This window comes from Micromonospora sp. CA-259024 (assembly GCF_050936255.1).
Classification (GTDB): domain Bacteria; phylum Actinomycetota; class Actinomycetes; order Mycobacteriales; family Micromonosporaceae; genus Micromonospora.
Genome location: NZ_JBNJND010000001.1, coordinates 669315 through 695938, shown reverse-complemented (window position 1 = coordinate 695938; position 26624 = coordinate 669315). Strand labels below are relative to the sequence as shown.

Genomic DNA, 26624 nt, shown 5'->3' with positions numbered 1-26624 from the left:
GGAATGACCCGCGAACTGCCGTCCGTACGCCCGACCCTCCTTCAGGAGGCCCTGTGGTGGATCGGGCAGCGCGCCAAGGAGCCGTCGGTCTACAACCTCACCTGGCGCCTCGCGGCCGACCGACCCATTGACGTGGCAGCGCTGCGGGCCGCGTACCAACAGCTCGTCGACCGGCACGACGCGCTGCGCATGTCGATCCACCGGCACGACGACGGACTGGAGCTCCGGTTCGCCCCACGGGCCGAGGCGGCGGTCAGGTTGATCGAGGTCGATGACGCCGGCGATGCTCCGTCCGACGCCCTGTTCCGGGAGATCGCCGACGAGGTGCACGCACAGCCGATCCCGCTGAACCGTCTGCCGCTGGTCAGCCTCGTCGTCGTGCGGATCGCCACCCGCTTCGAGCTGCTCGTCGTCGCTCACCACGCGGCGGTGGACGGATGGGCGCTGAACGTGCTCCTGGACGAGCTCTCCCGGGCGTACGGCGCCCGCGTCGCCGGCGGTGTCCACGAGTTCCCGGAACCGGCGCCGCAGTTCCGGGAATACGCCGAGGGCCAGGCCCGGGCGCAGGCCGAGAAGCGGTGGAGCGCCAGCCTCGAATACTGGCGCAAGACCCTGGACGGGGCGGTCGCGGTGACCGTATCGCCGGACCGCGACCGGCACGCCGGCGTGGGCGCCGAGGGGGCCACCAGACAGTACGAGTTCAGCGCCCGGGCGGCTCGTGGCATCACTGCGGCGGCGCGGCGTGCCGGCACCACCCCCTTCGCGGTGATGCTGGCCGCGCTCGAGGTGGTGCTTGCGCGTGGCGGAGGCGCCGGTCCGGACGTCGTGGTGGGTGTGGTGACCGCCAATCGGATGAGCCGACGCGATCAGGGGCTCGTCGGCTACCTGGCGAACATGTGCGTCGCACGCGCCCTCGTCACGGCCGACGACACGTTCGACGAGGTCGTCGGACGCGCTCGCGACGGCCTGTGGGAGTTGTTGCGCCACCAGGCGGCGCCGTATCCGGCCGTGTTCGCGGCGTTGCCGGAGTCGCTGCAGACCGACCTCGGCGGCACGGCCCCCGTTCTACTCAACTATCTCGGACCGGTGGCCGAACTCCGACTGGGGCCGGTCGGCCTGAGCCTGCGCCCGAGCCCCGGTCGATCGAGTCGCAGCGATCTCGCACTCACCTACTGGGACGGTGCCGGGGTTTTCGCCGCCGAGGTCGAATACAGCACGTCGCGCTACGACGAGTCCACCGTCTCGGCTCTCCTGGCGGACCTCGACGCGGTGCTGTCGGCCGCAGACGGCGAGGAACCGGCCGCTCTCGGGTCGCTGCGCCTGGTCACCCGAGCAACGACGTGTCGCCCGGGTGTGGACGTCGACGCCGACCGGCAGCTCCCGTCCGAGCTGTCGCAGTCGGGGGCGGCCGCCCTGGTGTCGGAGGTCTGGACCGAACTGCTCGACCATCCCCCGGTGGACATGGAGGCGGACTTCTTCGCGAGCGGCGGTCACTCGCTCAACGCCGTTCTCTTCGTGTCCGCGCTCGCCGAACGAACCGACACGAGCCTCGACCTCGCGGCCTGGTTGGCGACGCCCACCCCGGGGCAGATCATCCGTCAGCTCGTCGGCACTGAGCCCGAACAGCGCGAGCGGTCGTCGAGCACGCTCCTGACGGTCGCCGAGGGGAGCGGTCACCACCTGCACCTGGTCGGCGGCGCCGGTGGCACCCCGAACGACTTCCGCGAACTCGTCGACGCGCTGCCGTCCGACTGGCGCGTCACCTGGTCGCAGGAGCGAGAGCCGCTCGCCACCGTGCCCGAGATGGCGCGGCGGTACCGGAAGGATCTGGAGGCCGCCGGGCTGCGTCCCGACGTGCTCTGCGGGTGGTCGGTCGGTGGACTCGTCGGCTACGAGGTCGCCGTCCAGTGGGGCGACGCGGCCCCCGCGCTGCTCCTGCTCGACTCACCCCCGCCGACCGGCGAACCGGTGGGCGCCACCCGCACCGCCCGCGAGTTGGAGGCGTTCACCACGATGGTGTGTTCGTCGCTCGACGCCCCGGCCGGCGGCGCCATCCCCCGGGTGTCCGGCCAGGACGTGACCTGGGTGCTGCGCGCGCTCGCCGCCCGCCTCCGCGCGGAAGGCCATGCCGTCACCTCGGAGGCTCTGCTCGGTCGCTGGGACACCTATCTGAGGCAGTCGAGCGCCGGGGCGGCCTATGTCAGCGACGCCGTCGTGTCCACGGCAGCCGTCCTGTTCCACGCCGAACTCACCTCCGCTGAGGTCGACGGGTGGACGCCGCGGCTACGACCCGCTGCCCGGACGTACCGGGTGGACAGCGACCACTTCGGCGTGCTGCGCGGAGAGCACATCCGCCGCGCCGCGGTGGCCGTCGCGGAATTGGGCCGTCGCTGAGGCGGCTGCGCGTACCGCCGGCAGGGGCGGCCGACGCCGCGCTCAGGCGGTGGTGGCCCGCCGGCGCAGATCAGGAGACGGCAGAGCCCGCCGGTCCACCTTGCCGTTCGGGGTCAGCGGAAGCGCATCCAGCACCACGATGTGGGCGGGAACCATGTGCGGCGGCAGTTTGCCGGCCAGGTGGTCCCGGAGCTGCTGGTCGGAGAGGCGGTCCGGCGCCGCGGTCGCCGCGTAGGCCACCAGACGCTTTCCGCCCCCGGTGGTGCCCTGGGCAACGGCGACGGCCGCGGTGACATCGCTGTGCGCGAGCAGCGCCGCTTCGATCTCGCCCAGTTCGATCCGATATCCGTGGATCTTCACCTGGAAATCCTCGCGGCCTAGGAACTCCAGGGTGCCGTCGGGCAGGTATCGGGCGAGGTCGCCCAGCCGGTACATCCGCGCCCCGGTGCGGGGGTGCGCGACGAAGGCCTGGCGTGTCTTCTCCTCGTCCCGCCAGTACCCCATCGCCACCCCGGTTCCGCCGACGTAGAGCTCGCCCGGCACCCAGTCCGGCCGCTGCCGCAAGGCGCCGTCCAGAACCTCGAACCACTGATTCGCCAACGGCTTCCCGTACGGAATGCTGGGCAGCGACGCGTCCACCGCGCCGATGGGGTGCCAGATCGACCAGATGGACGCCTCGGTCGCGCCGCCGAGGCTCACCAGCTCGACCGGGGTCGCCGTCAGGGCCCGAATGCGGTCGGGCAGGGTGACCGGAATCCAGTCGCCGCTCATCATCACCAGACGCACCGACGCCGACAGCTGGCCACGGCTGGCCACAAGGTATCCGACCAGCATCTCCATCAGCGCGGGAACGGTGTTCCACACCGTCACACCATGACGCTGGAGCAGGTCGGCCCACTGCCAGGGCGCCCGGCCCGATCCCGCGTCGGGAATCACGAGCGCTCCGCCGACTCCGAGCGGCCCGAACAGGTCATACACCGACAGGTCGAAGCTCAGCGGTGTCAGCGCCAGGACCCGGTCGGTCGGCCCCACTCCGAACCGGTCGTTGACGTCCAGCACCGTGTTCACCGCGCCCCGGTGGTCGATCATCACGCCCTTGGGCTGGCCCGTCGAACCCGAGGTGTAGATGACGTAGGCGAGATCACCTACGCGTTGTGCCCGCCGTGACGCCGGCCTGACCTCCCCGACCAGCATCGCCTCGTCAACGATCACCAGCTGAACGTCAGCCGGCCAGGGCAGGCTGGTGGCCAGCTCCGCCTGGGTGACCGCGACGGAGATGCGGGCATGTCGCAACAAATGGTGAAAACGTTCTTCGGGCAGGTTCGGCTCGATCGGCACGTAGGCCGCGCCGGATTCGAGGATCCCAAAGGCCGCGACCGGCTGTTGCCAACCCTTCTCCATGACGATGGCCACCAGCTCGTTCGGCCTGGCACCGGCCGCCTGGAGTCGATCGGCCAGATTGGCCGCCGCCGTCTGGAGCGCGCCATAGGTGAGGGTGCGGTCGTTGGCGATCACCGCCAACCGTTCGGGTGCTCGTCGCGCCTGGTCCCAGAACATGTCGTGCAGAAGTTGGTCCGAAATCGGCTTCGCGGTGGCGTTGACCCGACGACGGACCGCCGCCTGCCCCTCAGGCAGCGCGACCTCCGCGCCCAGTCCACGGCCCCCGGTCCGGGCAACCCGGCCGGTCACCCCAGCCAGCCGGGTGAGCAGGTCGACGAAGCTCGCGAGCATGTCCTCAGCGAGGTTCGGGGCGAACAGCGCATCGAGACAGTCCCAGGCGATGACCAGGCTTCCACCGTCGTCCCGGACGCCACACGCGAGCCCGGGGTCCGGTTCGCTTCCGTGAAACGGTGCGCGGTCCCCCGCCCGGTCGGCGACACCACCGTCGAACCCGCAGCGCACCGTCACCCGACGCAGGCCCGGCTCCCCGCCCGACGGGCCGGGCCGGGTGGCCACGTCGGACACCGGGTGGCTGCCGTGGCCCCCCTGGATCTGCCGGTCGAGGCCCTTGACCCGAACCTCGAAGGGCGCCGTCGAACCGGTGTCGACGTGGATCTCCCGGCCCTGATGAGGGCCGAGGGGTCCGATCAGGTCCAGCACGAAGCACGGCTCGGTGCTCCACAGGCCGAGCACGTCCGCGAATGCCTGAACGAACAGGGCGACCGGTGACACCCCGAGCCGGGTGGAGACCGCCCGCAGCGCTTCCCCTGTCGACTCGGGAAGCGCGCACCGCCGGTGGACGGTCACCGGTTGCGCCGCCATCGGGTCGCGAGCCGGAGGAAGCTGCGGAGGCGAAGGCCTCATGGTCATCGGATCCTCCGTTGGGGTCCTGGTGCGGCGCTCGGCGCATGAGGCCCCGACCCCGTGCCCCGACGTTCACGAACTCGATGCAACAGGTCGCACATGGACCCACCGGCACACCTCTGAGCTGGGAGAATTCGGATGTCGGAGCCAGAAGGCAGCCGGCACCGAGAGGCGCTTCTCACGTGGCGACCCTACCGGATGATCGATGCCGCTGGGTGTCACCGCCAGCGGCGCAGCCGCCGCACGGCTGCAGCCGTTGCTGCAGACGGGACTGCTTCTGAGCGACGCGTCGTTGGCGAGGTGTGCGCTTCTTCGGCATGAGCCTGCTCATCCCATTACCCGCTGATCGGGCGGCACGGGGACTATCTCGCGCCCAACCTCATCCGACGCGGCGACTCAGCCCCACCCTCGAGGGTGGACGGTCGAAGACCCACCTCGTAGGACAGCCGCAGAGCCCTCAGACGTTCGCCTACCTCGACGTACGAACAAAGCAGGACGAATTGCTGGTTACTCCGGGTGAGACGAACCACCTACGGGAGGTGGCACCCATTTCCTAGCCGACCTGCTCCCCGACGACGTGGGTGCGGACGCCGTCGCGGCGTCGAGTCTGTGCACGAAACTGTCCCATGTATCGCCGAGGCGCCGGTCCCTTCCCATGGGTAACCTGTCGGGCTGACGCCGGATCGGCGGCGAAGCTTGGAGGCCGGATGAATCACGAAGCGACGAGCCGCGCGGTGTGGGAAGCGGACCGGATGATCGCCCGGCTGTGCGCCACGAGCTACGTGCAACAGGTGTTTCCCGAAGCGGTACGCCTCTGGGGCACGGACAGCGAGCCGACCGAACCCGACGAACTCGACGCGGTGTGGCGGATGCCGGACGACGACGGCGAGCGGCTACTCGTGGTCACCGCACTGGCCGGCGAGTACGCGCTGCCGCGACGGCGTCTCCCGTACGGGACGACGGTGATCGGCGGCACCCGCGACTATCTCCGCTACAGCGTCGACCGGCTCCGCGAGCATGGGCAGAACGGCCTCGCCGGGGCGATCGAACGGGAGATGTACGCCGACCGCCTGTGGTACTTCGAACTTGCCGCCGTGGTGACCGTCGTGAACGGGGAGCACCGGGTGGAGGATGTCCGAGCCCGGCAGTACGACATCAGCGACGCCGGTCTGCTGCGCGCCCTGCTGACGGCGATTCGGGCCGGCGACCGCGACGCGATCGAGAAGCTACGCCAACCGTTCGGAGAAAAGCTGCTCAAGGCTCTGGTCGACGCGTACCCCTCGCTGGACACCTGGCCGCAACGTGCCCACCTGGTGCGGGCAGTCTCCGGCCAGCACGGTCCAGTGGTCACACCGGTGATGGCAGCCATCCTCGACATTCCGGACGGCGCAGGCGGATCGGGCGACCCCGACATGGCACGGGAGGTCCGGGCCATCGCGCTGAACGTGCTGGAGGCCGGCGGCTCCGTCGAGCGCTTCATGCGCTACTACGAGGACGGGGAGGCCGCCGCCGCTGCGATTGCCCGGTACCGGGCGGGATAGCCTCCCGCTCTCGCCACGCACCACCAAGGCATGAAGTTGCGGTGCTGCGGCGGCACGTCCGGTGCCGGCCGCGGCTGTCCTGGCCGGACCGGGCCGTCCTGTCCGCCCCGGCCGATCGGTGACGAGGTCGGGGTCATGTCCGAGAATGGCGGTCAGGACCTGCCGCTCGTCGATCTTCGGGGTCGCGAGCGCCCAGGCGATCGGCACGCCGACGCTGTCCCCGGAAGGCCGCGATCGCTACGACCAGTGACCCGGGTGCCAGCATCGTCGATTCGACCGTGGCAACGTCTCCCATGTTTCCTTCCCGTACGCGCGCTTGCTTGTTTGTAGTCGATGCGTACCAACCCTGGGTGGACACATACGCGGGCGCGGACATACATGGCGGGCGCGTCGGCCGACGGGGACCTTGTCGCGGTTAACTACCGTGGAGCCTGGACGATCAAGAAAGGGGTCGGTCATGGCGGAGCGGTCAGGCGGCGACCAACCCACCGAGCCGGCGGAGCCGGAACCGGGGCGCGGCGGCGACGGTGGACGCCGTCCCCGATCGGTCGGCGCCACGCTCGGTGCCGCGTTCATCGCGCTCGCCTCGGTCGCCACCTGGTACATCGACCACCGGACCGCGTCGTTGGACGCCGAGCAGGAGGCGCGGGACCGGGCCGCGTTCGTCGAGGTCTGCAACGATCCCGTCCGGGCCGCCGCGCTCGTCATGAACACCCCGTCGCTGGCCAGCACCTGCCCGACGGGCCTGCGTCACCTGTTGTCGATACCGGCGGACGAGGTCGATCCGGGACCGGAACTCCTGGACTCCTATCTGGACCGGCTCTTCACGTTGCTGGACGCGCGGATCCCGAGTGACGTCACGCCGTACCTCGACGCGCTGCACCGCGACGGCGCCTACAGCACCGCCCTCAACGAACTGCACCGCAACGCCCGGCGGTGCGACATACTCCTGCCGACCGGCACCCCGCCACCGGCGACACCCCGCCCGACCGGAAACTTCTGGGACGACTGGCAGCGCATCGAGGTCGCCCCGCAGCCCCCGTCGGTACGGGTGACCGAGGAGTCGGCCGGGCACGTCGGCATCACGGCCCGGGTGGTCGACACGACGCCGGCCTGCCTGACCCAGCCCACCCTTGAGTCGGCCCCGCCGCCCCGGTACGTCGGCACCACGGCGCTGACCCTGTCGTTCAGCACCGGCACCGGCCCGAGCGGCGAACGGGTGTGGCTGCTGGACCGCCTCGACGCCTGCCCGGTCCGACCGGACCCGCTGGCCGCGGAACCGGTGGTCAGCACGTACTCACTGACCCGGCGCCGGTCGATCCGGAACGACGTCACCGATTCCCTCTTCCGCTACGCCGGAAGCACCTGCACGGCGGCAACCCCTGGAGCCGGCGGCATGCAGGGCTGACGGGCGGCGGTGGGTGGTGCCGTGAGGGAGGGTGCCGGTCGGCCGGTCGGGACGTGGGCATCGGGGGCCGAAGGACTCTTCGGCACCGCCGGGGTGGGGGGTGGCAGCTGTTGGCTAGGTTGCTCGATGTCGTTTCGCAGCCGCACGGCGGTCTCGTGGTCGTTGATGCCGTCCGGCAGGGCTACGGCGCGCTCCAGGTGGTAGCGGGCGTCGGCGTACTGACCGCTGACTGGCCACTCAGCTTGCCCGGTTGGGCGCGGGCGGCGCCTAGCCAGACACCGCTGATGATGGCGACCATGGCCAGCGTCGCACCGGCCTATGCCTTGTGTCTCGGTCGCCACCTCGGTTTCTGGGTGAGGGCGGCGAGGCCGGGGGTGCGCTCTGACCGGGCGGGCCGGGCGGCGCCGTGACCGGGTGCGGCGGGGGCCGTTGGTAGTGGTGCGGGTGGGTCCTGGTCTGCTGGCCCCACCGGCGCGAGACCGAGGGTCGATTCCAGGTCCTGCGATCGCGCCAGCACGTTGGCGTGCCAGCCGGTTAACAGCGCGGCGAGCGGGTCGTCGGCCGGGTGGTCGCCCAGTGGCTCACCGCGGCTGATCGCGTCGAGCAGCCGGTCGTCCCGCTCGACGGGGTCCGGTGTAGTGGGCCCGTCGAAGGTCACGGGATCACCTCGGCGAGGGTTTCGCCGGCGAGTGTACGGAGCCGGGTGAGCGCACGGCGCTGTGCCAGGCGCACCGCGGCTGCGCTCATGCCCAGACCGTATCGACCTCGTCGGCCGTCATGCCGACCGCCAGCCGCAGCACGAGGATTTCCTGGTGGGTTGTCGGCAGCTGGGCCAGCAGCCCGGCCAGGTGGGCAGCCAGGTCGGCGGTGAGAGCACGTACCTCCGGACCCGGGGTGGGGTCGGGTGCGTCCGGGATGCGCCAGGCTGTAGCCCACCGCGATCGGCCTGATCAGGGTCATGACCCGCGCTATCGCCGCAGGATCCCCTCAGCGGCCTGACGTACGAGTGCGGGATTCGGTGTCTCCGTCCATTCACGGACCCCTCTCGGTCCCACTGGCTCGACGGTATCCGCCTGCCCGCTCGACACCAGGAGCCCGTGGTGAAACGCGGACGGATCACCCGCCGCTATCCCGGAAGGAGCGTTCGCGACCCGATGTCCACGACGTCGGGGCCGTCATTATGCGTCATTTGTACCTACTTGTATATTTATAGTAACGAATGGTGCTTCCTTCTGGTCGGGGCCGCGCATCCCCGTGCAGGCTGCCGGTGGGCCAACCGCCCCCTGCCACACCTGGAGAGGAACCCCCATGCGCAGAACGCTCGGCGTCGCGATGCTCACCGGCATCGTCGTCGCCTCCGCCGCAGCGACGGGCGCCACCGCAGCCCCCGCTGACGCGACCAGCGGCTACATCGTCGTCCTCCGCGCGGACGCCGACTCGCCGTCCGTCGCCGCCACGCACGCCCGCGCGAACGGCGCGACGGTCGGCTACGTCTACCAGCACGCGCTGCGCGGCTACTCGGCCCAGATGAGCGCCACCGCCGCCGAGCGGATCGCCCGGGATTCGCGAGTGTTGTTCGTGCAGGCTGACGGGGTGGCGACCATCAAGGCGCAGTCGACCCCCACCGGTATCAACCGGGCCGACGCCGAGCTCAGCCCGACCGCGAAAATCAACGGCGTGGACGAGCGGGTCAACGTAGACGTCGCCGTCATCGACACCGGCGTCGATCTGGACCACCCGGACCTGAACGTCTACACCACCGGTGCGAAGAACTGCAGCACCGGGCGCACCGCGGACGACGGCAACGGGCACGGCACCCACGTCGCCGGCACCATCGGTGCACTGGACAACAGCACCGGTGTGGTCGGCGTCGCCCCGGGTGCCCGGATCTGGCCCGTGCGGGTATTGAGCAACTCGGGCAGCGGCAGCTTCTCTGACATCATCTGCGGCATCGACTACGTGACCGCGAACGCGGACAAGATCGAGGTAGCCAACATGAGCCTCGGTGGCTCCGGCTCCGACAGCGCCTGTGGCAGCAACAAGGACGCGATGCACGAGGCGATCTGCCGCTCGGTCGCCGCCGGCGTCACGTACGTCGTCGCGGCCGGCAACAGCTCTGCTGACTCCAGCACGTTCGTGCCGGCGGCGTACGACGAGGTGATCACCGTCAGCGCCCTCGCCGACTTCAACGGCCTTCCCGGCGGCGGTGCCGCCGCCACCTGCCGCAGCGACGTCGACGACACCCTCGCCGACTTCTCCAACTACGGCGCTGACGTCGACCTGATCGCCCCCGGTGTCTGCATCGAGTCGACCTGGAAGGGCGGCGGCTACGACACCATCTCCGGCACCTCGATGGCCAGCCCGCACGTCGCCGGTGGCGCCGCCCTCTACAAGGCCACCCACCCCACCGCCTCGCCCGGCACCGTCAAGTCCGCCCTCCAGTCGGTCGGCACGACGGACTGGAACAACGTCGGCGACCCGGACGGCCTCAAGGAGAAGCTCCTCAACGTCGCCACCTTCTAAGAAAGGCCGGCACCGGCGACGGTGCCGGCATCCTCGACCCTTCCCACCCCGACTCCTCGCCGCGCGTCCCGTGCTGCGGGAGCCACGAACCCAGCACCGGCCGCTCCTTGCTCCCCAGCAAGCGGCCGGTGCTTGGCTCATGCCGTGCCACGCGTAGCTCACCGGCGCGGCGGCAGATTCGACTGCGGCGTCGGAGAACCCGGCCTTCACACCCCGAGACCCACGCCGTCATCCCGCCCGGTGGCCTGCTCACCTGGCCCTCGGGCACCGCACCCTGCCCGAAGTGCTGGACGCCTGGCCGGACTGCCTCCTGCGCGACCGCCTCACCGCACATTTCCTGATGGCAGGGGTCTGTGGATCTAACGGTGTTTCCGGCCTGACCCGCCAGGCGTTGTGCCTGGTGAGGAGGGTGCCGTGATGACCGCGACACTGAACGACCAGACCGGACGTAAGAAGCGGCCTGAGCCATCGGCTGAGGCGAAGGCCGCGGCCGAGTTGGTCCGGGCGGCCAAGGAACAAGGGCTGTCCCTGACCGGCCCGGACGGGCTGCTCAAGCAGTTGACCAAGTCGGTCCTGGAGACCGCGCTGAACGAGGAGATGACCGAACACCTCGGCTACGAGAAACATGAGTCGGCTGGGGTGGAGTCGGGCAACATCCGCAACGGCACCCGCTCGAAGACGGTGCTGACCGAGGCCAACGGGCCGGTGCAGATCGACGTGCCGCGGGACCGGGCTGGCACGTTCGAGCCCCAGATCGTCCGCAAGCGGCAGCGCCGCCTGTCCGGGGTCGACGAGGTCGTGTTGTCGCTGTATGCCAAAGGGCTGACCACCGGAGAGATCAGCGCTCACTTCGCCGAGATCTACGGCGCCTCGGTCAGCAAGGAGACCATTTCGCGGATCACCGACAAGGTGATCGAGGAGATGACCGACTGGTCCCATCGCCCGCTGGATGCGATTTACGCGGCGGTGTTCATCGACGCGATCGTGGTCAAGGTCCGCGACGGGCAGGTCGCGAACCGGCCGTTCTATGCCGCGATCGGGGTCACCCTCGACGGGGAGAAGGACATCCTCGGGCTGTGGGCTGGCACGGGTGGTGAGGGCGCGAAGTTCTGGATGAGCGTGCTGACCGACCTGCGTAACCGGGGCGTGAAGGACGTGTTCTTCCTCGTCTGCGACGGCCTCAAAGGCCTGCCCGAGGTCGTGACGAACGTGTGGCCGCAGACGGTGGTGCAGACGTGCATCATCCATCTGATCCGCAACACCTTCCGGCTCACGTCGCGCAAGTACTGGGACGCGCTGAAGCACGACATCAAGCCGATCTACACCGCAGTGAACGCCCAGGCGGCCCGCGCCGCGTTCGACGACTTGGCGGAGAAGTGGGGCAGGCGGTATCCGGCGGTGATCCGGTTGTGGGACAACGCGTGGGCCGAATTCATCCCGTTCCTCGACTACGACGTGGAGATCCGCAAGGTGATCTGCTCGACCAACGCGATCGAGTCGTTGAACGCCCGCTACCGACGGGCCGTGAAGGCCCGTGGCCACTTCCCCAACGAGCTGGCCGCGTTGAAGTGCCTGTACCTGGTGACTCGGTCCCTGGACCCCACCGGAGCAGGCAGAACCCGATGGACGATGCGCTGGAAACCCGCGTTGAACGCCTTCGCCATCACCTTCAGCGACCGCTTCCCCGCCGCTGAAACCTACTAACCAAGATTGCCGAAAACACCGTTAGCGAGACAGCCCCGATGGCAGCGTTCCCCCGGGTACCGGTGCGAGTCTGGCCCCGCAACTGAGCAGCGGGCGAGTTGACCAGAGCGGTAGCGCCGGATCGGCCGTCGATTCGAACGCCGTTGCCGCCCTCGTGCCTGTCGCTCGCGGGGATTGATCGGATGAACGGGGTGTGCCCGGGCGTCGAGAAACGCCCGGGCACATCGCGCCGGTCAGAGGCGGGCGAGGATTGTGTTCATGGTGTCGATCTCTGCCTGCTGGTCGTCGACGATCTGCTGGGCGAGGGCTTTCGCGTCGATGTTGGCGCCGTTGCTGATCTCGTTCTTGGCCATGGTGATGGCGCCCTGATGGTGCGCGATCATCATGGTGAGGAACTGCCTGTCGAAGTCGGTGCCGGTGGCAGCGGCGAGTGTGGTCATGTCGGCGTCGGTCATCATGCCGGGCATGCGATGGTCCGCTTCCACGCCGGGTGAGGCGTTGGCGCTTTCGCCGTGATGCATGCCGGGCATGCCGGTAATGCTGGTCGTTGGCGCCGGTGTGCCCCAGGCGGCCAGCCACCGGGTCATGGTGGTGATCTCTGGCCCTTGGGCGGCCTTGATCTGGGTGGCGAGTCGCTTGACGTCGGCGTCGATGGCGCGGTTGATGGCGAGGTCGGCCATCTGCACGGCCTGCTGGTGATGCGGGATCATCTCCTGGGCGAACGTGACGTCGGCGGCGTTGCCGGCGCCAGGGCTGCTCGGGGCGGGGCTGGCGGCCGGGCTGGCCGTGGTGTCGCTGTTGTGGCCCCCGCCGGTGGCGCCGTGGTCGTCGGCGCCGCAGCCGGCGAGCACGGCGGCGGTAGTAAGACTGGCCGCTGCCAGGACGGCGCGGCGCAGACAGGTGCGAGTCATCGCAGAATGTGCCTTTCGATATCGAGGAAACTGCGGAACAGGTGCATGCGAGTCCGGCGGGACGTGTCCCGTCAGAGCTCGCGGCTCCTATACGCGCAGCACCGACACCGAGGCCAGGTGCAGTCCGACGTGGGGCACTGGCGGCGCCCGGGAGCTCGGGGCGCGCCGGCTTGGGCGCTGCCGTGGGCGGGCGTGACTCGTGCGGGCGAGCAGGAGTGCGCCGAGGGCTACCGTGAGGCCGACGGCCGTGACGATGGCCAGGCACACCTGCCAGCCGGGCAGGTGTGCGTTGCCATGGCCGAGCGGGGTGGCCGATGGGTGATCGCAGTTGTCGCTGTCGCATCCGTGGGCCGCGGGCGGGGCCGGCTGCGCGGCTGTATGACTGGCGTGGCCGCCGTCGGATCGCATCGACGCGATGGGGTCGTGCCCGAGGCTGTGCATGGCAGCCAGCCCGATAAGGGTGCTGGCCAGCAGCACGAACCGGACGAGAAGTCCGGCTCGTGCTGCTGGCTGTGTCATGCGCTCCACGCTAGCGTGCCGGCGCTGGAACCCTTGGGGCTAACCCGCGATCCGGGTCTCGACGATCCGGGTTCCGTAGCTGCACGCGGCGCAGCAGTTGGGCGTTGAGTGCGACCACGATGGTAGAGGCGGACATCAGCACCGCCCCGACCGCCGGGCTCAGGGTCACTCCGGACCAGGCCAAAGGCGACGAGTCAGACGGGTGTTGCGGGTTGGCACAGCAGTTCACCCGTGGCCGGATCCTGGCACAGATAGCGACTGCCTTCGTGCATCCATCCCCATAACCAGTCCTGCCACAGGGGCTCACCACAGTGCCGGCACTCGGCACCTCGTTCCTGCGGCACCGAATTTGGCACGTGGGTCGAGGTATCTGGCACGCTCGTTGTCACGATCTTCCCTAGCGTTGATGCTCCGTCTTGTCGCACTTTGGCCCTCTTTTGGAGGTCTGACCGGGCGGGACCACGGGGGTCGGGCGGTCCCACCCTGTCCAGGAGGCGGCGCACTCAACCTTCCTTCTCCACCGGCGTGGGACATGGGCACCGTGTTACACGGCGAGTCGGACGGCATGCTGACACCCTCAGACCCGTGTTTGTGTGCTCTGGCGAGCGCCCCCCGTTCTCACAACGGCTCACAGTCGCTCACGATCAGCGCGAAAATCCAGCCGGTGGATCCGCCACCGCAGCTGGGCGGAGAGCAGAGCGTGCAGTCCGGTCCCCGGGCACCGGCCAAAAGTCCGGCGTACCCGGCCGGCCAGGCCGTCCAAGGCGCTCGCTGTGGTTCTGGCGAGCCACCGCCATCGGTGGCCTGCACCAGCCAGCCGCCGCGATTGTCAGACCTGTCCCGTGACGCCTTCACCACGCCGTAGACCAGGCCGGTGCTCTCTTCGACGGCGGGCGCGCCGCTGAGCCCCTCGACGAACTGTGCGGGGCAAAGGCGCACGGGAATTTTGTCAGCTGCCTGCGGTGAGGGCGTCAGCGAGGCATTCGAGGGCCGCGCTGAAGTCGCTGGCTGAGAGGTGGCCGAAGCCGAGTCGGAAGACCCGGTCATGCTCGCCGAACCAGGATCCCGGTGCGACTCGGGTGTCGCGTTCGGCGAGGCGGGCGTAGAAGGTCCGGACCGCGTCGTCGGTGAACCGGTCTGTGGGCAGGCGCAGGCAGCACATGGCTCCGCCGTCCGGGAGGACGATTTCGACCGGCTGGTCCCGCGTCCATTGCAGTAGCTCGTCGAGCGCCTCCCGGAGTCGCTTGGCGCGGGGCGCGAGGATCTCGGTCCGCTGCCGAAGTACCTGCGCGGCGAGAAATTCGTCGACAGTGGAGCAGGCGATCGTGGTGAGGAACTTGGCCTCACGGAGCTGGTCGTAGAGCGCGGTGTTGGTCGTGGTCAACCAGCCAAGGCGTAGACCGGGTGCGCCGTGTGCCTTGGACACGGAGGAGCAGGTGACGAGCTGCGGCGATAGCGTCGCCGCCGAGCGCGGTGTCGCGGCGTCGCCGTAGGTCGACTCCCGATAGGTCTCGTCGACAAGGACGACCGCGTCCGGCGCGCGCTCCCGTACCGTCTCGAGCAACGTGCGCAGCTCCTGCTCGGTGAATCGGACGCCGGACGGGTTCTGCGGCGAGGCCAGGGACACCAGACGTGTGCGCGGGTCGAGCTCCGCGGAGATCCGGTCCAGCGGCAACCGGTAGCCGTCGTCGAACGACAACGGCACCACGTCCACCCGTGCCCCGAGCCCTTCCGGGACCGTTCGAGCCGGCGGAAAGCACGGCGTGGCCAGCAGAACCCGATCGCCCGGGGCGCAACTGACCTGAGCTAGGAGGAACATCGCTTCGATCGCACCGACCGTCACCAGCACTTGCTCGGCGTCCACCCCGGTGTCGGCGGCGATCAGCGCGCGCAGGCGGGCATCACCGCGCGAGGTGCCATAGGCCAGCGGGACGGCGGCGAGCGTCGCCGCGTCGGCAAGATCGCCGAGGTTCAGCGGCGGGCATGTGCTCTCCGCCAGGTCATAGCGAACCGAGAGGTCGATCAGAGCGGTCATGGCGCTCGGCGCGAAGGCGGTCATGGTGCACATCATCGAGGTGTACGCCGGGCAGGGGCAGAGCCAATGCGAGTAGATTGGTTTGCCAATGGAGCCAATAGGGTTAGTTGAGCGGCTGGGCCGTTGGTCCTCGGGTCGGGGAGCCCTGTACCTGTTGCTGGCGGCACGGATACGCACCCTTATCGATGAGGGCGAGCTCCGGCCCGGGTCGCGGCTGCCACCGGATCGTGCGCTGGCGTCCGCCCTGGTGGTGGGCCGCAGCACCGTGGTCGCGGCGTACGACCTGCTGGCCGGGGAGGGCCGCATCGTGCGTCGTCAGGGCAGCGGCACCAGGGTCGCCGGGACCGCGCCGGCGCCGGCACGGCCCACCACGGACGCACCGGCGTTCCTACATCTGCTCGAGCCCCAAGACGGCGTGATCATGTTGGCGTGCGCAGCGCCGGACACACCACCTCCTGAACTGGTCGCGGCGTACACGCGCACCCTTCCCCAGTTGGCCGACACCGTAGGCGACATCGGCTATCACCCGATGGGGCACATCGCGCTCCGACGCGCGATCGCCGCCCGATACCAGTCGCGGGGACTGTCCACCACGCCGGATCAGATCCTGGTGACCAACGGCGGGCAGCAGGCACTGACGCTGCTGGCCAGGGCGCTGATCCGGCCGGGCGACCGAGTACTGGTGCAGGCGCCGACGTATCCGGGTGCGTTGGAGGCGTTCCGGGAGGAAACCGCCGCGCTGCGCGCGCTACCGGTCAGCCTCACCGGGTTCGCGGCCGCTCTTGCCGAACACCGCCCGGCGCTCGTCTACGTGATCGCCACCTTCCACAACCCCACTGGCGCGGTAATGCCCGAGCAGTCGCGACGACGGCTCGCCGAGACCACTGCCGCGGCCGGTGTCATGCTGGTCGACGATGAGGTCCTCTCCGACCTCGGCTTCCCGGGCGAGCAGGCACCGCTGCCGTTGGCAGCGTATCACGACCAGGTGATCACGATCGGATCGTTGAGCAAAGTCGTCTGGGGCGGTCTCCGGATCGGCTGGCTGCGTGCGCCGGCACCGGTCATCGCTCGACTGGCACGGCTGCGGGCCGTTCACGATCTCGGCGGCAACATTCCCGCGCAACTGGCCGCCGCAGACCTCTTGCCCCGCCTGGATGCACCGCAGCGCCGAGGAGCCCAGCAGCGACAAGCCCGCCACGACCACCTGCGAGCCGAACTGGCCCACCACCTCCCGGACTGGCAGGCACCCGCCGTCCCCGGTGGCCAGACCCTGTGGGTCCGCCTGCCGCACGGTGACGGCAGGTCCTTCGCACAGCAGGCGCTTCGCCACGGTGTCGCCGTGCTGCCGGGCTCCGGACTCGACGCGGACGGCCGCAGCGCCGAGTACCTGCGCCTGCACTTCCTCGCCCCACCGGACCAACTCAGCGAGGCCGTTCACCGCCTCGCTACCGCATGGCGCAGCTACAAGACTGGGCCAGGCCGGGACACGTTCCTGCCAACCATGGCGATCTAGCTGTGCTGTCCAGGGAGGTTGGTCGAGGTTGTGTGACGACACGGTCTGATGTCGTAGGTAGGTGAAGGCCTCCGGTTGTGGAGTGAAGCTGTCGAGGAACCGCTCCGCCAACCAGGAGGCCTTCGTGTCCCACGCTGACCCCTCGCGCACGTCCGCGCCTGGCGCGCCTGATCGTGGATGAGAGTTGGTCGGTCGCTGCGGCGGCGCGTCGTTACGAGGTGTCCTGGCGCACTGCGAACCGGTGGGCGCAGCGATACCGCCAGCAGCGCGCCGAGGGCATGCAGGACCGTTCGTCGCGGCCGCACCGCAACCCGGCTCGGACTCCGCGTCCGCTGGTACGCAAGATCGTATACCTGCGGTGGCAGCAACGCCTCGGTCCCGTGCAGATCGCAGGGCGCCTGGGTTGGCGGCTTCGACCGTGCACGCCGTGTTGGTGGCTGCCGCCTCAACCGGCTCAGCCATCTCGACCGGGTCACCGGTGAACCTGTGCGCCGCTACGAGCACCCGCATCCGATTGGCGGCGTTGCGTTCTGGGTCATCAGCCGATCGGATGACCGAAGGCGATGATCGGCTATTTCTATGTGCGACGGACACCCTGCGACGCTTAGGAAGGAGGCATGACCAACGAGGTGACCGTTCCCCTGCTGCCGTGCGCATCCATTGACGACATCGAAACCTTCTACGGAGTTCTCGGTTTCCGCACCACGTACAAGCAACGCAAGCCCAACGCGTGTGTGGGGGTGCAGCGGGAAGACCTGCATCTGCAGTTCTTCGAGATCGCCGGATTTGACCCGGAGCAGTCCTATGGCTCCTGTCTCGTACTCACCGCGGACATCGAGGGACTACATCGGGCATTCGCAGCCGGCATGCGCGCCGCGTACGGCAAGGTACTGGTGTCCGGAACGCCGCGGATGACTCGGCCCAGGGCGCGGAAGAACGCCGACGGGTTGGGCGGATTCAGCGTCATCGACCCGGGCGGCAACTGGATCCGCGTCTTTCGGGACGCCGCCACCGCGCCCATGCCGGCCGCCACGCCTGCCGGGCGGCTGGCCAAGGCCCTAGCGAATGCTGTCGTTCAGGCCGATTCCAGGGGAAGCGTCGGACAGGCCGTTCGGATCCTCGACAGCGCGTTGGCCCGCCCGCAAGCCGACGACGACCCGGTCGAGCAGGTAGAGGTCCTGGTCTACCGCGCCGAACTCGCGATGGTGCTGCACGATCCAAAGACTGCGGCCGAGACGCTGGCCCGCGCCCAGTCCGTCACGCTCACGGAAGACGAATCCGAAAGAGCGGCACCCGCGTTCGACAACGCCGCCGAACTCGCAGCAGCACTACGGTGACTCACCATACAAACGCCTCCCTCGTGTCGACATGAGCGGACGCCGCTCGACTGACGACCGGGAGCAGACTGGCTGACCTCTTCGGATTCACCGAAGAGGTCAGCCAGCAAGAAGCCCTGGTCAGAAGGTTGCTGGTGGGACTTGAGTCTCAGCTCCCGGGATCCATACCGACGGCACCACGGACGGCCCGCAGCGTTACGCGGCGAACTCTTTCGATCGCGCCTGAGGGGCGCCCACGACGACAGCCCGACACCCCGCCCAGGCGGTGACCAGAAAAGGTTGACCTCTTCGATTTTCTCTGGGAGCTGACGCCGGACCACTCGCCCGCATCACCGCACGTCAACGCCCGCCGTCCTGTCCAGCATCGGTGAGCACTTCGGGCGCGCTGACCACTTCGCCAACCTGCACCCAATCTGCTCGCAACTGCAAGGCCTGGCAATCCAGCAGTTCCTTACCGCCGTGACCTGGGCGTACCCCCCCCCCCGCCAGGCAACATAGAGGACTGTCGACTGCTGCCCGAAACCGCAGAGCATTCCGCGGGAATCAGGACACCGCATCGACTCTGACCTGCACAAACGTGAAGCCGTAGGCAGGAGCGGGTGCAGTTGAGTGACGTTCGACGCCGTTGGGCGCGGTTCAAGGCTGTTCAGGGCACCCCGTTGTTCCCAACCTGTTCCCCCGCGCCGGGGCCGTACCGTGCCGTCGGCGCGGACCGATCGTGAGCTGCCAGCCCTGAACCTTGTAGGTGCCGCGCTGGCACCCAGCAGCATCGATCGATCGGAGAGCGCCCTAACGAATGGCGCGTCGTCAGCGGCAGGCGTGCGTGGAGCAGGCAGCCTCCAGGACGGTCCGCCGCCACCGGCGCCACGCCGACGGAACTACAGGCTCGGGAGCCCTTCACGTGGCTGCCGAGGTCTTCGGTTGTCCAGCCAGAACCCGTAGTCACGAAGATCGGCCTCGAGGCCGTCGTTGAGGTACCGGCCGAAGTCGACCAAGCCTGCCGCGTTGTCACGCTCGTCAGTCCGATCGCTGGCTGACCACTGGCGTCGTAACTGGTCGATCCAGGCGGCCAGCCGCTTTCGCTCGGCCCACCATTGCCGCACAAGGTCGAGCGTCCAGTGCTCATCGCCGTCAGCGGCATAGGCGCAGAAAGGGTCGCTCCAGGCGGCCGTCAGCAAACGTTGGACTTCGCTGGAGTTGGTCGGCTGCCGGTACACGATCTCGCCGCCGAACTCGTCCTCGTAGACCACGTGCTGCGGAGCGATCTCGCGACCCATCCAGCACGAATCGGTCCGCGCACCGTAGAAGGCGCCCGGTACGTTTCGCCAATCCCTGTCCGCCCACCGCCCCCTCAAGTACTGCTCCGGCGGCCCGAGGCGTCGTCCGCCCGCGAGTAAACACGCCACCTCCAGGTCGGCAGACGCTTCAACTGCCGGCTTCGGGTCCCAGTACACGACCTGAACGTTACGGCTCGTATGACTCCCGGGTCGGCAGCCGCTCACCGGGCTGCTCCGACAGGGCGGCCGGCCAGTTGGGAAGACACCGATCCTGGCTGCCTCACGGCGCCGTTGGACGCGCAGCCTCACCAATAGCCGAGTAGCTCGAGGTCACGAACGCAGAAACCGTGGTGCGCCCACTCCTCGTCCGGTACCACCTGAACGCACTCCAGCACCGACTTTCCCCTGGCATACGGCAGCCAACCCGGGCCGCCGGCACTGGCGCGGGCGCCGAGAGCTGATCGTCGTCACCGTCGACTCGCACCCGGCCGTTCACCTTCCTCGCCGGTATCGGGCCGGCCCTGATCTTCGTTCGCGCCCGGTCATGAGCGACCGCGCGCGGACCGCCGCATGATGCAGTCCGGGGCAAGGCCACCTTGCCTCTCGCCCCAGCTCAGGCCCACGGCGGGAGGAGCTGCCGGAGTAGCCGCCCAGAAGGATCGGATCCAGGTACCGGACCGGGACATGATCGTGAACCGTGATTTTGCTGGTGCGTTCGCAGGAAACGCAGGTGACCAGGAGCAGGATGTCGAGGAGTGTGCCGTTGGCATTGACGCGGATCTTGCCGTCGCCGGTGCTGGCGAGGCCGGAATGGCAGTGGACGCAGCGGAACGCGAGCAGGGGAAGGTGCGTGCGCCGAAGGGTCCAGGACGGAACGATATGAGGACGCGTAGACATGATCCCTCTGAAGACCTGACGGAAGGCATGGGCAAAGAGCCGACGGCGACGTCGGCGACCGATGCACGGGGCAAGGTGTCAGGTCTAAAGAGCAGGCGGCGTCACGCGGGGTGAAGTCCTCTCGTGAGTGGGTCGGAGAAGAAGGATCCAGTTGCAAGGTAGGGCGGGACGGGCGGGCGAGGCCACCCATTTTTGTCTTGGTGTCGAGCACTGAGGGTCGGGGCCGGCGAACCGGGCATCGACCACGCCTCGTCCGCCCTCCCGGCCCCCGTGTTCCGGCTGCCCCCGCGAGGCTTGTTCCTCCCGCTGGCCTTGGCCCTGCCCTTCGGCAGCATCGCGGGGACGACCGCCGCCTACCTGCCGCGGCGGATTGGTGAACAGAGAGGATAGGAGTAGCCGCCTCGAAAGCCCGAGCCCGCACATCCGTCGTCGTCCCAGCGGCGCTCGCATCGTGATCCTGCTGTCCGAGGCCCGTCGGACGCTCTTCTCCTGGTGGAGTTGATGCTCGCTGGGCTGGTCTCTATCCGGCCGAGCCGCCAGCCGGGTCTTCTGCGCCCTCTACTACGGAGCGAACGCAGGCCAGCCAGTCGTTCCACGCGGCGGGGTCCGTTGTCCCGCCGTTTGCCTCGATGCCGATGTCCCCCAAAAGCGTGAGCAGGTCGTCCCCGGCACGGTTCGCGAACTGCCACACGAACCGGGACATGGCCACGAAGGCCTCGCGCTCGTCCATCGAATAACAGCTCATCGGCACTCTCCCCTTCGCGTGGCGCGGCCGAAAGGGTTCGCGAGAAGCACGAGATCACGCCTCCTCCATCCTGCCCCAGCCGTCTGAGCGACCTCGTGTCGGCTCCGCCTGAAAACTGACCCCGTGGTTCCGGCTGAATTTTGACCCCTTCCGGAAGCATCGGGAGGTGCTGAGCGTGGAGGACTGGGCGGAGATCCGTCGGTTGCACCGGGCGGAGCAGATGGCGATCAAGGCCATCTGCCGTCGGCTGGGGGTTTCGCGGAACACGGTGCGCAAGGCCTTGGCCAGTCATGAGCCGCCCCGCTATCAGCGGGCGGCCAGGGGCTCGATCGTGGACGCGGTCGAGCCGCAGATCAGGGCGTTGTTGGCGGAGTTCCCGGACATGCCGACGACGGTGATCATGGAGCGGGTCGGGTGGACCCGCGGCAAGACGGTGTTCGCCGATCGGGTGCAGCAGCTGCGGCCGTTGTTCCGCCGCCCGGACCCGGCCCAGCGGACGGAGTATCTGCCGGGAGAGCTGGCGCAGTGTGATCTGTGGTTCCCGCCGGCGGACGTGCCGTTGGGCTTCGGGCAGGTCGGCCGGCCTCCGGTGCTGGTGATGGTGTCCGGGTATTCGCGGTGGCTGTCGGCGGTGATGATCCCGTCCCGGCAGTCGCCGGACCTGCTGGTCGGACACTGGGCGCTGATCTCCGGCTGGGGGCGGGTGCCGAAGGCTCTGGTGTGGGACAACGAGTCCGCGGTTGGGCAGTGGCGGGCCGGTAGGCCTCAGCTGACGGAGGCGATGAACGCCTTCCGCGGCACTCTCGGCATCCGCGTGATTCAGTGCCGGCCGGCGGATCCGGAGGCCAAGGGCCTGGTGGAGCGGGCCAACGGCTATCTGGAGACCTCGTTCCTGCCCGGACGCCGGTTCGCCTCTCCGGGCGACTTCAACGCCCAGCTGGCCGAGTGGTTGGTGCGGGCGAACAACCGCCAGCACCGGGTGCTGGGTTGCCGGCCGGCTGAGCGGTGGGACGCCGACCGGCAGGTGATGCTGCCGCTGCCGCCGGTCGCGCCGGTGGTCGGTTGGCGGCAGAGCACCCGGCTGCCCCGCGATCATTACGTGCGCTTGGACGGCAACGACTATTCGGTGCACCCGGCCGTGGTCGGGCGGCGGGTTGAGGTCACCGCCGACTGCGACCAGGTGACGGTGGTCTGCGACGGCCGGCCGGTGGCCCGACACGACCGCTGCTGGGCCAAGCATCAGAGCATCACCGACCCCGACCACCGCCAAGCCGCCGCGGACCTGCGCATCGCCGCCCAACGCACCCCGACGACCGCCGTCGACGCCCAGGTCGAACGCCGGCCGTTGAGCGACTACGACCGCCTGTTCGGCCTGGACGTTGAGGTGGCTGCGTGATGGCCGCCAAAACCAGCCGCAACGTTGCCTCGGAGATCGCGTTCCTCACTCGCGCCCTGAAGGCGCCGTCCCTGGCAGCCTCCGTCGAGAGGCTGGCGGAGCAGGCCCGGGCGGAGTCGTGGACGCACGAGGAATTCCTTGCCGCTTGCCTGCAACGCGAGGTCGCCGCCCGCGAAGCCCACGGCGGCGAGGGACGCATCCGGGCAGCCAGGTTCCCGGCCCGCAAGAGCCTGGAGGAGTTCGACTTCGACCACCAACGGTCGTTGAAGCGGGAGACCATCGCCCACCTCGGCACCCTCGACTTCATCACCGGCCGAGAGAACGTCGTCTTCTTGGGTCCGCCCGGCACCGGCAAGACCCACCTGTCCATCGGCCTGGGGATCCGGGCCTGCCAGGCCGGACACCGGGTCGCGTTCGCCACCGCCGCCCAATGGGTGTCCCGCCTCGCCGACGCCCACCACGCCGGCCGTCTCCAAGACGAGCTGGTCAAACTCGCCCGGATCCCACTGCTGATCGTCGACGAGGTCGGCTACATCCCCTTCGAAGCCGAAGCCGCGAACCTGTTCTTCCAACTCGTCTCCAACCGCTACGAACGAGCCTCGCTGATCGTCACCAGCAACAAACCCTTCGGCCGCTGGGGCGAAGTCTTCGGCGACGACGTGGTGGCTGCAGCCATGATCGACCGCCTCGTTCACCACGCCGAAGTCATTTCGATGAAGGGCGACAGCTACCGGCTCAAAGACCGCGACCTCGGCCGCGTCCCCGCAGCCACCAAGACCAACGACTGAACATCAACAACCAGCGAGGGGGTCAAAATTCGGCCGGAACAGAGGGGTCAAGGTTGAGCCGGCGTTGACACCTCGAACTGTTATCGCGGGCCGCCGCCCGGTACGAGGCATGTGAGTGCGCCGGATCATGAGTCCCAAGGGCTCGACGATGGTTCCTCGACCAACGATGTTCAGTCTCCAGCGCGTGCGTTCACCGGCGGAAGGACCCGATTCGGGTCGCTACCAGGAGAGAAGAAGGCGAGGGAGCTCGGATCGTTTTCTCGACCGTCGTCTTCACGCCAGCCGACAGCACCGGTGACAACGTAGTCGAAGCCCTCCGCCGTTTCGATCACAAGAACACGGAGCGCCTGTCCGGCCAGCCCGGAGCAAGCTGCTCACCTACCCGGGGCGGACGACGCTACCCGCGCAACGAAGACGAACGCGCCCGCGGCGCCGGCTACGCCCTGCTGCGCCGCACCACCGAGGCCGTCGCCCTGCGCGTTCACCTCAACGATGTCCTCACCGAATCCGCTGTCAACGGGCAGCCCGGTATGCCGACGATTCGGTGCGGGGACCTCAACGACGGACCCGATGCCGTCACCACCGTCCTGCTCGAAGGACCCGCCGACGGGGACGTCCACCGCCCCGACAAGGGCGACGCGCTGCGGTTGTACAACCTCGGACGCCGCCTGCCACCATCGCGCGCCTACTCCCGCATCTACCAGGGGCGGGACGAACTCATCGACCACATCCTCGCCACCCGCGACCTGCAACTGCGGCTGGTCGGCATCGACTCCCTCGTCGACGACATCACCTCCATCGGCGCGTCCACCCGCAGCCGCGAGGCTGCCATCGTGCCGGACCAGGCCCCGGTCGTCGCCCGCTTCACCCAGCCGTAGAGCAACGGCCAGCGGTCGCCGAGGGCGAGGCCGGCCGTCCTCAACCTGGGTGACAGAGGTTGTGCAGCCAATAGCCAGGCGCCCGTCAGCCGCTCGGCGTCCCGAACCGGTCTTCGCCCTCACCGAGGAACAGCGGCACGTCGTAGACCGACATGCGGGCCGGCCGCCTGGTGGCGGGCGGCATTCGCTACCTGCTCTATTCGCCCAGTCCGACAAGGCTGCTGAGGTTTGCAGGCGGCTCGTGGGCGGCATGCCTGGCCGCGGACCGCTCGGTCAGCGGCATGACAGGCTGCTTGACATGGGCGCTGCTGAGGAGGGCCTCCGTTCGGTGCTGGCAATCAACGGCTGCGGGCTGCTTCCCGTTCAGGACAGTGCCGACACTTGCTGATTCAGGGTTCGGCCGACGGGTCGATCTACGCCGCCGGGGAGCGGCTGGTGTGGCTGCTGCCGTCACTGGAGCACGCCCAGACTGACGTCAGCTATTCGGGCAACTGGTAGCCGGTCCGATCAGCGCGGCAGCGAACGCAGCGCCTCTATCACGGCCTCGGGCGCCCGCAGCGGCACGAAGTGGTCGGCGCCGGGTATCTGCACAAGGCGGCAGCGGGGAATGCGCCGCGCGGCCTCGACGCAGGCCGGGACGAACGACGGGCGTTCGAGATCGCCGAGCAGCAGCACGCAGGGAGTTGCGACGTCCTCCAGCCGAGACCACGCGTCGCCGTCATCGGCGAAGGTATCGCCCCAGTTCAACCAAAACCGGACAGCCGAGCGCAGCAGATCGACGACGAGCGGATCCCGTCCGGCCCGGGCCCACCGGGCGACGCCCTGCTCGACGAAGGTCTCCGGGTCGGAGCTGTCCGGCTCCTCGCCAGGATCGTGCGCGGGCGGGGCACCGGAAATGCCGGGGCATGCCAGCACCATCCCGCGGACCCGATCCGGCTCGGCGAGGGCAAGGTCGAGCGCGGTACCGCCGCCCATGCTGCAACCGGCGAACAACGCCGGCCCGACCCCGAGCCGATCGAGCACCCGACGCAGATCGTCCACGCGGGAAAACCGCCCGGCCGGCGGCGCTGAGCGGCCAAAACCCCGCACGTCGTACCGAATCAGCCGATGCTGCCCGGCGAGCCGCTCCCACACTGGGTCCCAGATGCGAGAATCGCCGACACCCGGATGCAGCAGCACAACCGGCGGCAGGCCACCCCCGGTGTCCTCGGCCCAGACGGACCCGTCGCCCACGTTGATCAACTGTTCCACGGCGACGAGCCTTCCACACCGGCGGCAAGCAGGCGTGGCATGTCGGCTCTTCACGAGTTAAGCGGGGTTGAGGTGTGACGATTGTCTGCGAGATCTTCGCCTGCTCCACTGCCGCATCGTTGGACGTGATCAGTGAGCTCACATCGCACCTAACCGTATGCGGCCTGTCCGTGGCATCCGGCCATTGAGCCTGCACAGACTCGGTAACAGCGAACTGATCGACGCCATGTCGTCGTGGTGAGCGGCGATTCACGAGTACGCCACCGCATACTGGACAACGCCGTGCGTGACCAAATCGGCCGGATGAGCCACGTCATGTTCGGCCGGCTCACCCACGAACCGGCGGCGCGCCTGGCCGTCCGGCTTCCGCGATCACCCCGTGGAAGCAGGTAGCCGGCGTGCGACCACATGGCGAATTCCACCACCGCATCCATCGCAGGTCGCCCTCCAGGCCGAGTTCGGGCCGCTGGGCGACCCGCTCTGAGCCGCCGGACACGTCTCACTCCGGCGGCAGCCCGAACAGCCGGAAGAACCGCTGGGCCGCCGCCGGATCACCGGTCAGCTCCAACTCCCCCGCGTCGATCGCCGCCGGCACGGTCAGGTCGGTGAAAATCAGCCGCCACAGCGTCCGTACGTCGGCACGCATCGTCGCGTGCACGTCCACGCGCGCCCCGCGAGTGACCCGGACCTCGGTGGGCGCCACCGCCACGTCGAACGCGTCCGCGTCGACCAGGAGCCGGACGGCCAGCGTCGGCGCGCCGTCCGCCGGCGGCAGATAGAGCGCCTTGAGCAGCAGCATGAACGCGTCGGTGCTCATCTCGGCGTCGTGCGCGGCGGGTACCCGCGCGCCCCAGCGGCCCAGAGCGATCAGCACCGGCTCGAGTTGCTGACCCCGTTTCGTCAGCTCGTACACGTGGGCGCTGACCGGCGGACCGAGTTCCACCCGGCGCACCACGCCGCTCTCCTCCAGCTCCCGCAGGCGCTGGCTGAGCACGTTCTGGCTGGCTTTGGGTAGGCCGTGACGCAGGTCCCGGAACCGTTTCGGACCGAAGATCAGCTCGCGTACGACCAGCAGTGCCCACCGCTCGCCGACCACGTCCATTGCCAGGGCGGCCCCGCAGGCGTCCTCATAACTCCGCTGTGACATGGCTCAAGGGTACGAGCGCCCACCACTCAGTGCTACAGTCGCACCATCCAGTCCTA

20 protein-coding genes and 4 pseudogenes are annotated in these 26624 nt (G+C 69.0%); 13 read left to right on the top strand and 11 right to left on the bottom strand.

Going from position 1 to position 26624, the window contains the following annotated elements:
• The first annotated feature begins 3 nt into the window (after positions 1-3).
• Positions 4-2394 (top strand): condensation domain-containing protein, encoded by a 2391-nt coding sequence (locus ACQEUX_RS03090; RefSeq protein ID WP_433040745.1) that lies wholly within the window; start codon positions 4-6, stop codon positions 2392-2394.
• Positions 2395-2436: 42 nt separating this feature from the next.
• Here the strand turns inward: ACQEUX_RS03090 and ACQEUX_RS03085 are convergent, their stop codons facing one another.
• Complete coding sequence (locus ACQEUX_RS03085) at positions 2437-4704, bottom strand: amino acid adenylation domain-containing protein (RefSeq protein ID WP_433040742.1); 2268 nt, start codon at positions 4702-4704, stop codon at positions 2437-2439.
• 701 nt (positions 4705-5405) lie between these two features.
• Here ACQEUX_RS03085 and ACQEUX_RS03080 point away from each other — a divergent pair.
• Complete coding sequence (locus ACQEUX_RS03080; RefSeq protein WP_433040739.1) at positions 5406-6239, top strand: hypothetical protein; 834 nt, start codon at positions 5406-5408, stop codon at positions 6237-6239.
• 105 nt (positions 6240-6344) lie between these two features.
• Here ACQEUX_RS03080 and ACQEUX_RS03075 read toward each other — a convergent pair.
• Positions 6345-6449 (bottom strand): annotated as a pseudogene (locus ACQEUX_RS03075) (IS982 family transposase); the annotation flags it as partial.
• A gap of 247 nt (positions 6450-6696) precedes the next feature.
• On the opposite strand from ACQEUX_RS03075, the gene ACQEUX_RS03070 reads away from it, so the two are divergent.
• The gene (locus tag ACQEUX_RS03070; RefSeq protein WP_433040736.1) at positions 6697-7647 is read left to right on the top strand and encodes a hypothetical protein; all 951 of its coding nucleotides are present in this window, start codon (positions 6697-6699) and stop codon (positions 7645-7647) included.
• Positions 7648-7963: 316 nt separating this feature from the next.
• On the opposite strand, the gene ACQEUX_RS03065 is transcribed toward ACQEUX_RS03070, so the two are convergent.
• Entirely contained in the window at positions 7964-8305 is a 342-nt protein-coding gene (locus ACQEUX_RS03065) for an anti-sigma-D factor RsdA (protein WP_433040733.1), read from the bottom strand.
• A 650-nt stretch (positions 8306-8955) separates the two neighbouring features.
• Between ACQEUX_RS03065 and ACQEUX_RS03060 the strand changes: the two genes are divergently transcribed.
• From ACQEUX_RS03060 to ACQEUX_RS03050, 3 genes and pseudogenes are all read left to right on the top strand, one after another.
• On the top strand, positions 8956-10170 hold the full coding sequence (locus ACQEUX_RS03060; RefSeq protein WP_433040730.1) for a S8 family peptidase: 1215 nt from the start codon (positions 8956-8958) through the stop codon (positions 10168-10170).
• Between the two features lie 221 nt (positions 10171-10391).
• Positions 10392-10588: pseudogene (locus ACQEUX_RS03055) on the top strand (hypothetical protein); the annotation flags it as partial.
• Complete coding sequence (locus tag ACQEUX_RS03050) at positions 10588-11874, top strand: IS256 family transposase (protein ID WP_433040727.1); 1287 nt, start codon at positions 10588-10590, stop codon at positions 11872-11874. The pseudogene ACQEUX_RS03055 and the gene ACQEUX_RS03050, both read left to right, overlap by 1 nt.
• A 233-nt stretch (positions 11875-12107) precedes the next feature.
• Here the strand turns inward: ACQEUX_RS03050 and ACQEUX_RS03045 are convergent, their stop codons facing one another.
• From ACQEUX_RS03045 to ACQEUX_RS03035, 3 genes are all read right to left on the bottom strand, one after another.
• The gene (locus ACQEUX_RS03045; protein WP_433040724.1) at positions 12108-12785 is read right to left on the bottom strand and encodes a DUF305 domain-containing protein; all 678 of its coding nucleotides are present in this window, start codon (positions 12783-12785) and stop codon (positions 12108-12110) included.
• A gap of 87 nt (positions 12786-12872) precedes the next feature.
• The gene (locus ACQEUX_RS03040; protein WP_433040721.1) at positions 12873-13304 is read right to left on the bottom strand and encodes a DUF6153 family protein; all 432 of its coding nucleotides are present in this window, start codon (positions 13302-13304) and stop codon (positions 12873-12875) included.
• A 949-nt stretch (positions 13305-14253) separates the two neighbouring features.
• Entirely contained in the window at positions 14254-15363 is a 1110-nt protein-coding gene (locus ACQEUX_RS03035) for a pyridoxal phosphate-dependent aminotransferase (RefSeq protein ID WP_433040718.1), read from the bottom strand.
• Positions 15364-15427: 64 nt separating this feature from the next.
• Between ACQEUX_RS03035 and ACQEUX_RS03030 the strand changes: the two genes are divergently transcribed.
• The 3 genes and pseudogenes from ACQEUX_RS03030 to ACQEUX_RS03020 all read left to right on the top strand — a co-directional run bounded on the left by ACQEUX_RS03030 (position 15428) and on the right by ACQEUX_RS03020 (position 18189).
• Entirely contained in the window at positions 15428-16852 is a 1425-nt protein-coding gene (locus tag ACQEUX_RS03030) for a PLP-dependent aminotransferase family protein (RefSeq protein ID WP_433040715.1), read from the top strand.
• A 134-nt stretch (positions 16853-16986) separates the two neighbouring features.
• Positions 16987-17365, top strand: a pseudogene (locus tag ACQEUX_RS03025) (helix-turn-helix domain-containing protein); the annotation flags it as partial.
• A gap of 104 nt (positions 17366-17469) precedes the next feature.
• The gene (locus tag ACQEUX_RS03020; RefSeq protein WP_433040712.1) at positions 17470-18189 is read left to right on the top strand and encodes a VOC family protein; all 720 of its coding nucleotides are present in this window, start codon (positions 17470-17472) and stop codon (positions 18187-18189) included.
• An 878-nt stretch (positions 18190-19067) separates the two neighbouring features.
• On the opposite strand, the gene ACQEUX_RS03015 is transcribed toward ACQEUX_RS03020, so the two are convergent.
• The 3 genes from ACQEUX_RS03015 to ACQEUX_RS03005 all read right to left on the bottom strand — a co-directional run bounded on the left by ACQEUX_RS03015 (position 19068) and on the right by ACQEUX_RS03005 (position 21093).
• Positions 19068-19643 carry a ferredoxin gene (locus tag ACQEUX_RS03015; RefSeq protein ID WP_433040709.1) on the bottom strand — a complete coding sequence of 192 codons (576 nt, stop codon included), beginning with the start codon at positions 19641-19643 and terminating at the stop codon, positions 19068-19070.
• A 315-nt stretch (positions 19644-19958) separates the two neighbouring features.
• Complete coding sequence (locus ACQEUX_RS03010) at positions 19959-20363, bottom strand: DUF1062 domain-containing protein (protein WP_433040706.1); 405 nt, start codon at positions 20361-20363, stop codon at positions 19959-19961.
• A 520-nt stretch (positions 20364-20883) separates the two neighbouring features.
• The gene (locus ACQEUX_RS03005) at positions 20884-21093 is read right to left on the bottom strand and encodes a hypothetical protein (RefSeq protein WP_433040703.1); all 210 of its coding nucleotides are present in this window, start codon (positions 21091-21093) and stop codon (positions 20884-20886) included.
• A 181-nt stretch (positions 21094-21274) separates the two neighbouring features.
• Here ACQEUX_RS03005 and istA point away from each other — a divergent pair, with 181 nt between their 5' ends.
• From istA to ACQEUX_RS02990, 3 genes are all read left to right on the top strand, one after another.
• Positions 21275-22504, top strand: coding sequence for an IS21 family transposase (gene istA / locus ACQEUX_RS03000; protein ID WP_433040700.1), 1230 nt, complete (start codon positions 21275-21277; stop codon positions 22502-22504).
• The gene (istB, locus tag ACQEUX_RS02995) at positions 22504-23292 is read left to right on the top strand and encodes an IS21-like element helper ATPase IstB (RefSeq protein ID WP_433040697.1); all 789 of its coding nucleotides are present in this window, start codon (positions 22504-22506) and stop codon (positions 23290-23292) included. The genes istA and istB overlap by 1 nt, the downstream gene beginning before the upstream one ends.
• Before the next feature lie 530 nt (positions 23293-23822).
• A complete protein-coding gene (locus ACQEUX_RS02990; RefSeq protein ID WP_433040694.1) occupies positions 23823-24170 on the top strand; it encodes a hypothetical protein in 348 nt (115 codons plus the stop codon).
• A 507-nt stretch (positions 24171-24677) separates the two neighbouring features.
• Here the strand turns inward: ACQEUX_RS02990 and ACQEUX_RS02985 are convergent.
• Entirely contained in the window at positions 24678-25403 is a 726-nt protein-coding gene (locus tag ACQEUX_RS02985; protein WP_433049563.1) for an alpha/beta fold hydrolase, read from the bottom strand.
• 232 nt (positions 25404-25635) lie between these two features.
• On the opposite strand from ACQEUX_RS02985, the pseudogene ACQEUX_RS02980 reads away from it, so the two are divergent.
• Positions 25636-25778 (top strand): annotated as a pseudogene (locus tag ACQEUX_RS02980) (adenosylmethionine--8-amino-7-oxononanoate aminotransferase BioA); the annotation flags it as partial.
• Between the two features lie 142 nt (positions 25779-25920).
• On the opposite strand, the gene ACQEUX_RS02975 reads toward ACQEUX_RS02980, so the two are convergent.
• Positions 25921-26568 carry a winged helix-turn-helix transcriptional regulator gene (locus tag ACQEUX_RS02975; RefSeq protein ID WP_433040691.1) on the bottom strand — a complete coding sequence of 216 codons (648 nt, stop codon included), beginning with the start codon at positions 26566-26568 and terminating at the stop codon, positions 25921-25923.
• Between the last annotated feature and the right edge of the window lie 56 nt (positions 26569-26624).

What these genes read in the sequence shown, in the direction of transcription:
- ACQEUX_RS03040 (WP_433040721.1), bottom strand. Translation starts at nt 13,304, where the DNA reads ATGACACAGCCAGCAGCACGAGCCGGACTTCTCGTCCGGTTCGTGCTG.
- ACQEUX_RS03035 (WP_433040718.1), bottom strand. Translation starts at nt 15,363, where the DNA reads ATGACCGCCTTCGCGCCGAGCGCCATGACCGCTCTGATCGACCTCTCG.
- ACQEUX_RS03090 (WP_433040745.1), top strand. Translation starts at nt 4, where the DNA reads ATGACCCGCGAACTGCCGTCCGTACGCCCGACCCTCCTTCAGGAGGCC.
- ACQEUX_RS03030 (WP_433040715.1), top strand. Translation starts at nt 15,428, where the DNA reads ATGGAGCCAATAGGGTTAGTTGAGCGGCTGGGCCGTTGGTCCTCGGGT.
- ACQEUX_RS03050 (WP_433040727.1), top strand. Translation starts at nt 10,588, where the DNA reads ATGACCGCGACACTGAACGACCAGACCGGACGTAAGAAGCGGCCTGAG.
- ACQEUX_RS03070 (WP_433040736.1), top strand. Translation starts at nt 6,697, where the DNA reads ATGGCGGAGCGGTCAGGCGGCGACCAACCCACCGAGCCGGCGGAGCCG.
- ACQEUX_RS03020 (WP_433040712.1), top strand. Translation starts at nt 17,470, where the DNA reads ATGACCAACGAGGTGACCGTTCCCCTGCTGCCGTGCGCATCCATTGAC.
- ACQEUX_RS03010 (WP_433040706.1), bottom strand. Translation starts at nt 20,363, where the DNA reads ATGTCTACGCGTCCTCATATCGTTCCGTCCTGGACCCTTCGGCGCACG.
- ACQEUX_RS03005 (WP_433040703.1), bottom strand. Translation starts at nt 21,093, where the DNA reads ATGGACGAGCGCGAGGCCTTCGTGGCCATGTCCCGGTTCGTGTGGCAG.
- ACQEUX_RS03045 (WP_433040724.1), bottom strand. Translation starts at nt 12,785, where the DNA reads ATGACTCGCACCTGTCTGCGCCGCGCCGTCCTGGCAGCGGCCAGTCTT.
- ACQEUX_RS03080 (WP_433040739.1), top strand. Translation starts at nt 5,406, where the DNA reads ATGAATCACGAAGCGACGAGCCGCGCGGTGTGGGAAGCGGACCGGATG.
- ACQEUX_RS02975 (WP_433040691.1), bottom strand. Translation starts at nt 26,568, where the DNA reads ATGTCACAGCGGAGTTATGAGGACGCCTGCGGGGCCGCCCTGGCAATG.
- istB (WP_433040697.1), top strand. Translation starts at nt 22,504, where the DNA reads ATGGCCGCCAAAACCAGCCGCAACGTTGCCTCGGAGATCGCGTTCCTC.
- ACQEUX_RS03085 (WP_433040742.1), bottom strand. Translation starts at nt 4,704, where the DNA reads ATGACCATGAGGCCTTCGCCTCCGCAGCTTCCTCCGGCTCGCGACCCG.
- ACQEUX_RS02990 (WP_433040694.1), top strand. Translation starts at nt 23,823, where the DNA reads ATGCCGACGATTCGGTGCGGGGACCTCAACGACGGACCCGATGCCGTC.
- ACQEUX_RS03060 (WP_433040730.1), top strand. Translation starts at nt 8,956, where the DNA reads ATGCGCAGAACGCTCGGCGTCGCGATGCTCACCGGCATCGTCGTCGCC.